Origin of the sequence: Dyella mobilis (genome assembly GCF_016904945.1) — a bacterium.
Classification (GTDB): Bacteria; Pseudomonadota; Gammaproteobacteria; order Xanthomonadales; family Rhodanobacteraceae; genus Dyella_B; species Dyella_B mobilis.
This window is the reverse complement of the sequence record NZ_JADIKF010000039.1, coordinates 188,326-200,978: the sequence shown is the minus strand read 5'-3', so window position 1 is coordinate 200,978 and position 12,653 is coordinate 188,326. Positions and strand designations below refer to the sequence as shown.

The window sequence follows — 12,653 nt, the reverse complement described above, 5'->3', positions numbered from 1 at the left end:
TCAAGACCATGGCGGCGTCGGTACTACTTTCGATGATACGACAAACTAATTGAACTTCCAGCGGAACACCAACTGTCCCTCACGGCCCAACTGGAACGTGCTTGGCTGCATGAAGTTGGGGTTGAACTGCGTGCTGCCATTGGCCTGCTGACCATTGGTTATCTGGTCGACATACGAAGTGATGCTCTGCTGATTGAACAGATTGAGCACCTTCAGATCCAACGAGAACGCGTTCTGGCCGAGCTGCCAGTCGTAGCCGATATCCAGATCCACCTGCCGGTAAGACGGAAGCCGCGTGTAACTGCCTCGCGGATAAAGGATCGTGGACGATACCGGTGTGCCGTTCACGGCATTCTGCACTGTATTGCAGTAGTAGGCGTTGGCGCTGGTGACCTGGTTGCTGCCCACCGCCAGGTTTCCGGTTTGCGGATAGGTGGAAAGGCAATTGACCGGTCCGCCGGCGTAGTACGTAAACGCGCCGCCTACACGCAGTCCTTTCAAAAAGTTGTCCTGGTGCGCGAACTTGTAATAGCCGAACACCTTCAACGAGGAGGGAATGTCGTCAGCGAGGTTGCCACTGGAGCCTTGCAGGAAGCCCGGTGCCGACAGCCCGCTGTCGTAAGCCGTTGCACCGGTGTTGGCAACGCCGCTGCCCTGGTTGCTGGATGCATAGCTCGTCGTACCGTCGGTGTTGCCGAACTCGTGACGCCACGTGTAGGACGCGCTCAAGTAGTAAGGCTCATCCTCGGAGTAGGCATGATCCATATTCAGGCTCAGCTGATAGATCCTGCGACGTACCGATGGATACCCGATATAGCTGTTCGGGAAGGTGAACATGCTGAGCGGGCTGTTTGCGCCGTTCAACTGCACCGGGATGGTGATGTCCTTGCCCGGCGTAATCAGGTATTGACCGAGCAGCAAGGCGTTCGGATAGCCCTTGCTCTTGAGATAGGCATACATCTGGTCGGTATTGCTGTCCAGATTAGGCAGCCCGGTAAGTTCGCTAGTGAACAGCGTTGCACCGGCCACCCAGTTGTTGCCGAGTTTTTGCTGTGCGTAGACCTGGAATTGCTTCAGCTTGGCATTTTGTGCCGACGTCGCGATGAACTGCCCGGGCGTCAGGTAGTGCAACCCGCTGCCGGAACTGCCTTGAACGGCACCCACTGGGGTCAGCCCGGTCGGAACGTAATTGGGCCCCATTCCGGAATAGAGGTACGTGGTGGTCGTATGGATGTAGCCCTGGCCGGGCGTGCCGCCGTACGCATTGAAATAGAGCGGTATGCCCTCGGTGTATTCGCCAGCGGACGCGCCGATTTTCAGGCTGGAATCGCCATGCACGTCCCACGCCACGCCAACGCGGGGCGTCGCGTTGCCCTTGCTGTACATCTTGACGTTGATGTTGTCGGTCATGGCGTAATTGTCGTAACGCCCGCCGATATAGGCCGTCCAGTTATCTGCGAAATGCCAGGTATCGGCCAGATAGAAGCCGTAGGTGGGCGAACTGTTGTAATAGACGCGCGGAGCGTACGCCAAGGTGACGTACTTGGTTCCTGGGGCAAAGGGCTGATTGGTCAGCGGGTTGATGCTCTGTCCATTGACCTGGCAAGGCTGGTTCGGCCCAAGCGCCGTGCTGCAGCCGGTGTACGTCCAGCTGTTCGGGTTGGGAATGTTGGCTTGCGCCATGGTGGGGCTGTATTGCTCGCCGCCAAAGGTGACTTCGTGGTTGTCAGTCACATCCCAGGTAAAGTCGATGCGCGACCCCATCATGCGGTAATTCATGTAGTACAGGCTGCCAGCGCCGTTGGAGAGCGTCTTGGTGTCGTTCGGGTTATCCGGATTCGCCTGCTGTACGTACGGGATGTTGATACCGAACTGCGGATAGGACGTGAAATACTGCTGAGAGGTGCCGACCATGGCCGCGACGGAAAAATTGTCGGTGATCTGGCCGTGATAGTTGGCCACCGCCATCAGGTCGCGCCAGACATCTCCACTCCAGTTCTGCAACACGGGGGACGCGCTGCTGGGATCGTAAGGCGTCGCCAGCGCATATTGAGAGTCCGCACCGTAGTTGTACTGGTGGTCGAAGAAGATATTGAGCGTGTGGCCCGTAGCAATATTCCAGGTGAAATTGCCCAGGACCTGCTGATTACCTTGTTTGTTGAGCGTCTTGTACTGACCGTTATAAGTTTCAGTGGGCGTATCGCCCTGCACGCCCTGACCATAGTTGTTGGGCTGAGTTTCAACCAGGAAGTAAAAGAACGCCTTGTCCGGCACAATCGGGCCTGACACCCAATAGTCCTGCAACAGGCTCGGCGACCAGTGATTCAGCTGATTGGCGGTAACCAGGCTGCCGTTGTAGTTGTAGATGTTCTTGCCGTTTTCGTTCAGCGTCCCCGTGGCCGGGGTGAACTGCAGGTCGACACCTGCCTCGAGCAGATTTGAACCTTGCTTGATTGTGCCCGAAACAATGCCGCCCATGGCGCTGCCGTATTTGGCGTCCATGCCTCCGTTGATGGTGGATACGTTGGCAAACGCTTCGTTCGGGATCTTGTCCGGCACTGCACCCTGCTGCATGTCGGTCATGTTGAATTCGTTGATGAAGTACCGGTTCTCGGTACCCGACGCGCCATTGAACTGCGGGGACTGCCCGTGAGAACTGGTGAGACTCGTGACGTTCGACTGCATGGAGGCGACATTGAGCAGATCCGCGTTGAGCAGCGGCAGCCGATCGACGTCGGTGGCGTTCCAGGTCTGGACCTGCTGGCTAGTGGTGACGTCGATCGCGTTGACTGCCGGCGGTATGGCGTTGACCGTTACCGCGTTCAGTTGCGTCACATTCTGGCCCGCTGCTGCTCCGAAAACGGCGGCACTATTGGAGCCGGCTTGAACGACCACCTCGCGCTGATCGACCACCTTGCCGTCGCGTAGCAACTTGACGACATAACGGCCAGGCATCAAACCATTGACCGAGTAGCGGCCACTGGCGTCGGCACGCACGGTGCTGTCGTAGCCCGTCGCCGGATTGCTTACTTCCGCAGTGATGCCATTGCCTTGAGGCAAATTGCCATAGACACCACCGGTAATATCTTGTGCAAACAGTGAACCGCTGGTCATGGCGGCGGCCAATAGACCAATGCGTATGCTGGCGCGCAAGCTGCTGCCCAAACGGAACGGATATTTGTTCACCTTCGTCTCCCAGGAAGATAAAAAATTAGCCACATCTGATCTGATGGAACCAACCAACACCCGCCTCTTCTTTTTGGACTGGAGCAAAACGGTCAATCGCCGTCTTGAGGCGAGCGCAAAGGCCCCCCTGCGGTTACAACGGGTACACCTGCTTAATCCCCTCTTGCGGCACCAGACGCCTGCGCGGCGCCTCGCGCATCACGATTTAGATCGTTTAACCCCGATTTAGATCGTTCTAAATTCACTTTGTGCTCTTCGCAAAGAGTTTGCAACTTGCATTGCAGCAAAAGCCCTATATTCCCATCCCATTAGTCGGACAAATAAAGAAACAATCGGGCATTCCGCTAATGGCGGGTTGGATGAAGAAACAGACGGCCATCTACAAGTCGATCCTTCAACGACTTCGAAGTGAGTGCCAGCGCAACTGCCGGCCGACCCACCTTGCGTTGCGAAGAGCAAACCTTGCAGAGAGTCTTCGTTTTCCAGACTTTCACGCCGTTATGACATTTGCACATCGATGTGCGAGATGGAGCGAGCGAATGAATCGAATACCCGCAGCATCATTCACGGCGGATGGCAACGCCCGGGTGCACACGCGGGAATGCGTGCCATGTTGCGCATGCAACACTCATTAATCACGTAAAAATTGAATCGATCAAAAAATAATTCCGCCATGCAGCATTGAGCCCGAACGCAAAGGGCGTCATTGCCACATTGCTTTTAAAAATTCTAAATTTGAATCGATATAAATTCTTATTGACAGCGACTTTTCGTTGGCCTATTCATGGCTGCGCTCGCGGCGCACGGACATGTCGTCGTCGCGAGACTTGGATCGATTGAAAGTTGTCTTCCAAGGGATCTTTTGAGCAGCGTGGCGTAGCAATGAATTCGCCTGCGGCACGTATCCAGGACGGGTGCTGTTTTATCTCTGAAGCGTGATGAGCGAGAGCCGCGGCAATAGCCACGACTCAGGGCGGCTTTTTGCCTGAGGAAACGTTCGGTGAAACAACGGACGAAAGCGCGCCGTTGAATCGACTGCGTTCCCTCGTGCCGATGGACGAATGCTTTTCGCCATCGATTTCATTGAACGCCGCTCGCTGCGCTTCCGACGATTCGCTCGTTGTTTGATCGGCAACAAATGCACGCACGGAAATTTCTGCGTCGCAGGCACGTGGTTCAAGTTACAACCCGAATGCGTAGCGACATCGGTACATGTCGCAACGTCATTCGCAGCTTCCCCCTTCAGCAGCGCCGAACGCTTGGCCGCTTCGTGTCGTGATGGGCTGGGTATGTGTGGCAGTCGGCGCGTCTTTATCAACCCTCTGGGAGAGCGTGACCATGAAACGCATCGCAATGCAGTCGTCGGGACTACGCCGCAAGGCGGCGCTGTTGTTTTTTATTTCGAGCCTTGGATTCGCATGTGGCAGCGCGAGTGCACAGAGCACGGGCTACACCGGTATCTTTGGCGGCGGCCCGCTGTACAAGCACGTGGCGAGCAATATCTCGGAAATCGAAAACTCCGGTTTCACCGAAGTGGTCGTGTGGAGTGTCGAGGTCAGCTCGACCGGCGATTTGAATCTCAACGGCGAATTTCCGCTGACCTCCGGCGGCTCATACGTGGGCAACAATACCTGGCCGTCGTTCGCCTCGGACCTCGCCACCATGAAGCAAGGGACGCCCAAGCGCATCACCCTGAGCATCGGCTCATCGAACGTGGGCGACTGGCAAGACATCAAGGCACTGGTGAACGCCCAAGGAACCGGCACGAGCAGCATTCTCTACAAGGATTTCCAGGCCATCAAAGCGGCCCTGCCGGAAGTCGACGCCATCGATTTCGATGACGAGAACAGCTACGACGCCGCGTCCACCACCGCGTTCGCCGTGATGCTCGGTGGGCTTGGGTACAAGGTAGAAGTGGATCCGTACACCAATGCTTCGTATTGGACTTCACTGGTCTCCTCCATCAACAGCCAGAGCCCCGGCACGGTCGACGGCGTGCATCTGCAAACCTACTCCGGCGGCGACGGCAACAGCCCCTGCTCGGGTTGGGATTTTGGATCGGTGCCGGTTTTTCCCGGTGTTTGGGATGCCGATGACACGCCTCCCGCGGCGCAAAGCGCGATGAGCGGCTGGCATTCGCAGTGCGGCATTACCGGCGGCTTCCTGTGGCTGTACGACGATATTGCCGGCAAGACCTACAACGGCGAAGACGAAACCGCCGCCTACGGCAATGCCATCAATGCCGGCCTTGGCGGCAGCACGACGACCACTGAAATCTATGGAATCTACAGCGATGGAACGTCATTCAGCACGGGCGGATTGGACGGCAACGGCTACGCCTACTCCGCGAACCTGCTAGGTACCTCGCAAACCTGGAACGGCAATACGTTTACCTTGGGTGCCGCCAATACCACCAATGCCATGAGCGGCGGCACCATCAGCCTTACGCAGGGGCAATACAGCGAGCTCAGCATTCTGGCGTCCGGCTTCAATGGCAACCAGGCTTCGCAAACGTTCACCGTCAACTACACCGACGGCACCAGCACCACTTTCACCCAAAGCTTGAGCGACTGGTTCACGCCGCAAAATTATCCGAATGAATCCAAGGCCATCACGATGGCTTACCGCGACACCAGCAGCGGCACTACGGATAACCGCACGTTCTATCTCTATGGTTATTCGTTCTCGATCAACGGCACCAAGACAGTGAAAAGCCTCACTTTGCCGAACAATCGCAACGTGGCCGTGCTGTCGTATGCGTTGAGCAATCCTTGATTTGAAGCGCATCGAGGGCGTGTATCTGACTTCGACTCAGCGCACTGACGACTGAGTCGAGTTACCAAAACCCCGGTGTCACCCTTTTTTGGTGAAACCAGCGAAGGATCACTTCGCTGGTCTTTTTTTGAGAGCGCGAGTGATTCCTTCGATGACATCCGCGGCGACACAGTATCCGACGTCCGTTTCGCCTTTGCCGGTCACGTCTGTGACAACTCCTCATTAACCGCATGCGCTAATACTCTTTGCGTCAATAAAATGTGAATGCATTTTCGAAGCCGCAATCGCGCACGGGCCGCGGCATGATCCGTAAAGTCACGCCACGTTGACGCAGGGTCTGGTCCGCATCCGAAAATGAATCTATTCTCGCTGAGCCGCAATGTGCGGCCAATGATGGAGTAGATGCTAATGAGTCAGCTCAACGTCGAAACGGAAATGGCACCAACGATTCGCCCCCTGGCACGGCTTAGCGCAGCCTCACTTGGCGCGCAGTGGGCAGATCCGGCAAGGGGCCACTTTATGACGGTGATAACCTTCCATGGGAGCATCCACTCCCCCATGGATGGCGGTCTAGACTACGACGTTGCATGATTTCTTCCCGTTGATTCAATGCGCCTTGGCAACAAGGCGCATTGTCGTATCAGGAGACCTCTTTCGTGACACACGCAGTTCACGTACTTTCCTGGGAAGACGATCCGCACGCCGCGGCATTGCGCTGGGCGCTTGAGCGGATGGGCGTGCCGGTCGTGCACAGCCCTGGCCTGGCGCAATGGCGGGGCGATGAAGTCGCCGTCGAAATAGGGCTCGGACACGCGGGGCTAAGCAGCGCGACAGACGCGCCTATCTCGGTCTGGAATCGCCGCCCGAAAGCGCGAAAGCCCAAGCCCAGTTTGCCTGAAGATCAGGCTTTTATCGCCGGTGAGTGGCGTACTTTTTACGACAATCTGGTCGAAGCTGCAGCGCAGCTGCTGCCTTCGTTCTGGATCAATACACCAGCCGCAGCGTGGCGTACCGAGAACAAGCTGGTGCAATTGGTAGCAGCGCGCGAGATCGGATTGGCGTTTCCCGAGACCGCGATGGGCAACGATGCGGCAGCGGTACGGCGATTGGCGCAAGGCGGCCGCGTTGTATTCAAGACATTTCGTGCGCACGCATGGCAGGAAGAAGGCGGCCTCAGCACGACGACCACCATACTGGACAACGACCACTTGCCCGACGCGCAAGTCATCGAGTTTTGTCCGGGCATCTATCAGCGCTACGTAGAGAAGACCTCCGATATTCGCGTCACCGTCGCCGGCAACCGAATGCTGGCAGTGCGCATGCGGCGGCGCTCGAAAGAAGCTTACGTCGATTGGCGAATCCACGTGCTCGATGAGGATTTCTTCGCCGAGCAGATAACACTGCCCGCTGCGCTGGAACAGCGCATCCAGGCCTTGATGGCGTCGCTAGGACTGGTTTTCGGTTGCCTCGACTTCGTGGTCGATGCCGATGGCGAGTATCAGTTTCTGGAAGTCAATCAGGCCGGGCAATTCCTGTTTCTGGAAGACATGATTCCGGACATCGGGGTGATGCGCATGATGGCCTCGTTTCTGGCAGCAGGCTCACGCGACTACTCCGTGGTCGAAGATGCCACGCTCAACATGGCCGAGTTTCGCTCCACCGAAACCTATGCCGCGTTGGCGCACCGACTGCGGCTCGATGAACCGGCGACCGCTTGATAGGGTGCTGTCCAAATTCGCTCCTGGCGACAAGTCGAACGAGACGCACCTCCTGAACCCTCCCAACGAAAAACAAAAAGCCCGCCGTAAAGGCGGGCTTTTTGTTTTTTGGCTGGGAGACTAGGATTCGAACCTAGATAAACGGAGTCAGAGTCCGTTGTCCTACCGTTAGACGATCTCCCAATACCGGGCCGAGCGGCGCGCTCTGACTTGATGCACCGGACGGTCGAAGCGAAACCTCCTAAGAGGATTAGCGCTTCGAGAACTGGGTAGCGCGACGTGCCTTGTGCAGACCGACCTTCTTACGCTCGACTTCACGGGCGTCACGGGTCACGAAGCCAGCCTTGCGCAGCTGGGTCTTCAGGCTTTCGTCGTACTCGATCAAAGCGCGGGCAATGCCGAGGCGGATGGCGCCGGCCTGGCCGGTGATGCCGCCGCCGGCGACCGTGACCTTGATGTCGAACTTGTCAGCGCTCTGGGTCAGTTCGAGCGGCTGGCGCACGATCATGCGCGAGGTCTCACGACCAAAGAACTGGTCCAGGGTCTTGCCGTTCACTTCGATCGCGCCGGTGCCCTTGCGCAGGAACACGCGAGCGGCGGAGGTCTTGCGGCGGCCGGTGCCGTAATTCTGCTGAATCGCCATGATGCTTCCTTAGATTTCCAGCGCCTGCGGCTGCTGAGCGGTGTGCGGATGTTCGGCGCCGCCGTAAACCTTGAGCTTGCGGTACATGTCGCGGCCCAGCGGGTTCTTCGGCAACATGCCCTTCACGGCGATCTCGATGACGCGCTCGGGATGGGTGGCCAGCAAGTCTCTCAAGCTGGTGGTCTTGAGGTTGCCGACGTAGCCGGTGAAGCGGTGGTACATCTTGTCGTCCAGCTTGGCGCCGGTGACAGCCACCTTCTCCGCGTTGATCACGACGATGTAGTCGCCGGTGTCGACGTGGGGGGTGAACTCGGGCTTGTGCTTGCCGCGAAGGCGACGCGCGATTTCGGTCGAGAGACGACCGAGCGTCTTGTCCGTGGCGTCAACCACGTACCAGTCGCGCTTGACGCTTTCCGGCTTGGCGCTGAACGTTTTCATTTCGGAATACCTGTCTGCCGCCACAGGGGCGGTAAGCGGAATCGGTGGAACAAAGGCGCGAGATAATAGCGAAGCTTTCATCTATCGCGCAAGCCCTCGATGGGCTGCGAGTCGCAAATGATAGCATGAACGATATGCCTCTTGAGAAGCCCCAACACCACATTGCCGTGCTGGCCGACCAGTGTGTGCAATGCGGCCTGTGCCTGCCGGTCTGCCCCACCTACGCCCTGGACGGCAATGAAGCCGAATCCCCACGGGGTCGCATCGCCATTGCCGCTGCGCTGGCGCGGGGGCAAATCGCGCCCTCTCCCGAACTGCGGGAGCCCCTGGATCACTGCCTGGGCTGCCTGAGCTGCCAGCGGGTCTGCCCTGCCGGGGTTCAGTACGAGGAGCTGCTGGTGGAGACCCGCGCCCTGCTTGGGCCGTCGCCGCAGCGTCCGGGGCTGTTGCTGGATATCGCCAAACGCCCGAAGCTGAACCGATGGCTGCAACGATGGGCCCGCTGGACCGGCGCCGCTATCTGGCTGCCAGCCTTGCTTCCCGGCAAACAGTTTGCCGCCTGGCGAGCAGCCATATCCCTGCTGAAAAGCCCCACGCCCCTAGCCAGAACTCAGCTGGCCAAACAGCCTGGGACGCGGGATGCCGGCATCGTCGCCCTCTTTCCCGGTTGCGCAGCCAGCGTCCAGGACGCCGCAGCAGAACGGGCGGCGGAGCAGTTGCTGGACGCCGCTGGATATCGCGTGGTTCGCTTGCCCGCCACGTGTTGCGGCGCATTGGATCTGCATGACGGTGACGCTGCCGGTGCCGAAGTATCGGCAAAACGCCTGCGCGATGCCTGGGATGGAACGCATGCCGACTATCTGGTCAGCGTTACCCCGGGTTGCTTGAGCACGCTGCGCCGCGCGCTCACCACGGTACAAGTGGAAGACCCTTATCGCTTGCTGGCCGAGCGGGCTGAAAAGCTGCGTTTTCGCCCTCTGAATCTGCGTGCCGGCTTGCACATACCCTGCACACAATCCAACGTGGCGCGTAGCGAGACGGCTCTTATCAAGCTACTCGAACGCATTCCGGGACTCGCTTTGCAGCGACTTTCCACGCCTCCCTATTGCTGCGGCGCTGCCGGCAGCCACGTCCTGCAATTCCCGGAGCGGGCGGAGCGTTTGCGCGATGACGTGCTGTCCCACATCCACACACTGGATGTGCAGATGCTTCTGTCGTCCAATATCGGTTGCCGCTTGCATCTGGCGGCGGGACTGGCCGCACAGGCGTCGACCTTGCCGACCATGCATCCGCTGACCTTGCTGGCGCAGCAACAGGAAACCTGAAGAGTTATGGCCATCCAATGAATGTACGCACATTGACCCCGCTGGACCGCCTGCTCGCCGGCATCGAGCGCGCCCTGGAAACCGTGGCCGGCTCTCCCGAGGCCCATCGCGCCTCGCCTTCGCACGGCCTGGCCGATGCCGAGCTGGACGATGCCGAACGCCGCCACGCCGCAGGATTGATGCGCATCAACCACACGGGCGAAGTCTGCGCCCAGGCGCTCTACGACGGACAGGCCGCCTTGGCGCGCAAGGAGGAAAACCGCGCGCATCTGCAGCACGCCGCCGCCGAAGAAACCGATCACCTGGCGTGGTGTTCCGAACGCCTGCGCGAGCTGGAAAGCCGCCCGAGCCTGCTCAATCCGCTTTGGTACGCCGGCAGCTATGCGATCGGCGCAGCGGCGGCGCTGGCCGGCGACAGGATCAGCCTCGGCTTCGTGGTGGAGACGGAAAAACAGGTGGAAGCCCATCTGGCCGACCACCTGGACCGACTGCCCACCCAGGACGAGCGCTCGCGTGCGGTGCTCAAGCAGATGCAGGCCGATGAAGTGCAACACGCGCAGGCCGCACGCGAGCACGGCGGTATCGCGCTGCCGTTTCCGATTCCGCAGCTGATGCACGTCAGCTCGATGGTGATGAAGACAGTGGCGTATCGACTTTGAGCGAACGGGGATCGCGCGACGCCCCAATCCACTCGCCACGTGGGAGAGGAAGAAAAAAACCCGCCTTTCGGCGGGTTTTTCTTGATCACATCAGGTTGCGTCCGTGGAACAGCTCTTCGATTTCACGGCGCAGCAGTTGCTCGATCTTCTGTCGCTCCTTGAACGAAAGATCGTCCGCATGGGCTTCGAACAGATAGGTATCGAGGTCGAAGTCCTTGATGTGCATCTTGGTGTGGAAGATGTTTTCCTGATACACGTTCACGTCGAACATCTCGTACTTCTGGCGGATGTGGCGCGCCAGGTAGTCCTGCACCGAGTTGATCTTGTGATCGATGAAGTGCTTCTTGCCCTTCACGTCGCGGGTGAAGCCGCGTACGCGGTAGTCGCACACCACGATGTCTGACTCGAAGCTGTCGATCAGGTAGTTCAGGGCCTTCAACGGCGAGATCACACCGCAGGTGGCAACGTCGATATCCGCACGGAAGGTCGCGATGCCGTTGTGCGGATGGGTTTCCGGGTACGTGTGGACGGTGATGTGGCTCTTGTCCATGTGGGCCACCACCGCATCGGAGATGGTGTCGCGGCCCAGCTTCTCGACCACCGGCTCCTCGGAGATGAGGATGGTCACCGAGGCACCCTGCGGGTCGTAGTCCTGGCGGGCCACGTTCAGGATGTTCGCGCCGATGATCTCGGCCACGTCGGTGAGGATCTGGGTGAGTCGATCGGCGTCGTACTGCTCGTCGATGTACTCGATATAGCGCTGGCGCTGGTCTTCGGACACCGCATAGCAGATGTCGTAGATGTTGAAGCTCAGGGCTTTGGTAAGGTTGTTGAAGCCCTGCAGGCGCAGGCGCGGGAGGGGTTTCACCACGGCGACACTCCATGGCCGGGTCACGGCCGACAGGTGAGGCGGGTTAGCTACAAGGGTCCCCGCTGGATTAAAAAGGCATGCTGGACCCTTATCCTGCACGCCCCTTGTGTACGGATGATGGCAACTGCCACCATCCGGGAAGACTGCGAAGTATGCGGCAAATCGGTGAAAAACAGAACCTGCGGGACTCGCACTGACTTTGCCATAATGCGAAAGTCGCAAGGGATGCGCAGTCCGGCCGTCGGTAGGGGCGGCCCTTGAGACCACTTAGCTTGGGGAAAACTTCTGTGGTGCAGCTGAAATATCAATTACAACAAGCGTTCGAAAAGTCACAGGCGCCACTCGGTTTTGCACCAGACCCCGCCGCGATGGAGCGGTTTCTAGGTCTCTGCCACCGCCGCCGCTACCCCGGCAAGACCGCCATCATCCGCCCGGGCGACCCCGCCAACACGCTTTACTACGTGATGGAAGGCTCGCTGGCCGTCTGCACCGAGGACGAGCAGGGGCGGGAGCTGATCCTGGCCTATATCAGCCGCGGCCAGTTCATCGGCGAGATGGGACTGTTCGTGGAGCAGGCCCAGCGCGAATCGATGGTGCGTACCCGCAGCCCCTGTGAAATGGCCGAAATCAGTTACGAACGGCTGTTCCAGCTGATGGAAGGCCCGCTGCGCGACGAATGCCCGAAGATCCTGTTCGCCATCGGCGCCCAGCTCACCCACCGCCTGCTGCGCACCTCGCGCCAGGTGAGCCGCATGGCCTTCATGGATGTCACCAACCGCATCTCGCGCACCCTGCTGGACCTGTGCCAGGAGCCGGACGCGATGAGCCACCCGGACGGCACCCAGATCCGCATTTCCCGCCAGGAAGTCAGCCGCATCGTGGGCTGCTCGCGCGAAATGGTGGGCCGCGTGCTCAAGCAGCTGGAAGAACAGGGCATGATCGAGGTCTCCGGCAAGACCATCGTGGTTCGCGGTACCCGCTGAACCCCGCTTACGGCGCCCCCGGCATGAACCGGGGGCCTGCCGGCCGCCGCACATC

General features: G+C 59.1%; 11 protein-coding genes and 1 tRNA gene. 6 read left to right on the top strand and 6 right to left on the bottom strand.

What is annotated here, in order from left to right:
- Window positions 1-45: 45 nt before the first annotated feature.
- Window positions 46-3,114 (bottom strand): TonB-dependent receptor, encoded by a 3,069-nt coding sequence (locus ISS99_RS11715; RefSeq protein ID WP_204631804.1) that lies wholly within the window; start codon window positions 3,112-3,114, stop codon window positions 46-48.
- On the opposite strand from ISS99_RS11715, the gene ISS99_RS11710 reads away from it, so the two are divergent.
- Window positions 3,113-3,415: a hypothetical protein gene (locus ISS99_RS11710; RefSeq protein ID WP_204631803.1), complete on the top strand. Its 303-nt coding sequence runs from the start codon at window positions 3,113-3,115 to the stop codon at window positions 3,413-3,415. The two genes, ISS99_RS11715 and ISS99_RS11710, sit on opposite strands and share 2 nt — an antisense overlap.
- Window positions 3,416-4,154: 739 nt before the next feature.
- Here ISS99_RS11710 and ISS99_RS11705 read toward each other — a convergent pair.
- Complete coding sequence (locus ISS99_RS11705) at window positions 4,155-4,334, bottom strand: hypothetical protein (protein ID WP_204631802.1); 180 nt, start codon at window positions 4,332-4,334, stop codon at window positions 4,155-4,157.
- A 190-nt stretch (window positions 4,335-4,524) separates the two neighbouring features.
- On the opposite strand from ISS99_RS11705, the gene ISS99_RS11700 reads away from it, so the two are divergent.
- Together ISS99_RS11700 and ISS99_RS11695 are read left to right on the top strand one after the other, a co-directional pair.
- Complete coding sequence (locus ISS99_RS11700) at window positions 4,525-5,961, top strand: hypothetical protein (protein ID WP_204631801.1); 1,437 nt, start codon at window positions 4,525-4,527, stop codon at window positions 5,959-5,961.
- 656 nt (window positions 5,962-6,617) lie between these two features.
- Entirely contained in the window at window positions 6,618-7,679 is a 1,062-nt protein-coding gene (locus ISS99_RS11695) for an MvdC/MvdD family ATP grasp protein (protein ID WP_204631800.1), read from the top strand.
- A gap of 109 nt (window positions 7,680-7,788) precedes the next feature.
- Here ISS99_RS11695 and ISS99_RS11690 read toward each other — a convergent pair.
- The 3 genes from ISS99_RS11690 to rplM form a co-directional block, all read right to left on the bottom strand.
- A tRNA-Gln gene (locus ISS99_RS11690) sits at window positions 7,789-7,862 on the bottom strand.
- 67 nt (window positions 7,863-7,929) lie between these two features.
- The gene (gene rpsI / locus ISS99_RS11685; RefSeq protein ID WP_192553845.1) at window positions 7,930-8,322 is read right to left on the bottom strand and encodes a 30S ribosomal protein S9; all 393 of its coding nucleotides are present in this window, start codon (window positions 8,320-8,322) and stop codon (window positions 7,930-7,932) included.
- A gap of 9 nt (window positions 8,323-8,331) precedes the next feature.
- Window positions 8,332-8,760 (bottom strand): 50S ribosomal protein L13, encoded by a 429-nt coding sequence (gene rplM, locus ISS99_RS11680; protein ID WP_204631799.1) that lies wholly within the window; start codon window positions 8,758-8,760, stop codon window positions 8,332-8,334.
- A 125-nt stretch (window positions 8,761-8,885) separates the two neighbouring features.
- On the opposite strand from rplM, the gene ISS99_RS11675 reads away from it, so the two are divergent.
- Both ISS99_RS11675 and coq7 read left to right on the top strand, forming a co-directional pair.
- Entirely contained in the window at window positions 8,886-10,085 is a 1,200-nt protein-coding gene (locus tag ISS99_RS11675; protein WP_204631798.1) for a (Fe-S)-binding protein, read from the top strand.
- 17 nt (window positions 10,086-10,102) lie between these two features.
- On the top strand, window positions 10,103-10,744 hold the full coding sequence (coq7, locus tag ISS99_RS11670) for a 2-polyprenyl-3-methyl-6-methoxy-1,4-benzoquinone monooxygenase (RefSeq protein WP_204631797.1): 642 nt from the start codon (window positions 10,103-10,105) through the stop codon (window positions 10,742-10,744).
- A gap of 85 nt (window positions 10,745-10,829) precedes the next feature.
- On the opposite strand, the gene speD is transcribed toward coq7, so the two are convergent.
- Window positions 10,830-11,615 (bottom strand): adenosylmethionine decarboxylase, encoded by a 786-nt coding sequence (gene speD / locus ISS99_RS11665; protein ID WP_126685269.1) that lies wholly within the window; start codon window positions 11,613-11,615, stop codon window positions 10,830-10,832.
- 287 nt (window positions 11,616-11,902) lie between these two features.
- Here speD and crp point away from each other — a divergent pair, with 287 nt between their 5' ends.
- Entirely contained in the window at window positions 11,903-12,598 is a 696-nt protein-coding gene (gene crp, locus ISS99_RS11660; protein ID WP_204631796.1) for a cAMP-activated global transcriptional regulator CRP, read from the top strand.
- Window positions 12,599-12,653 lie beyond the last annotated feature (55 nt).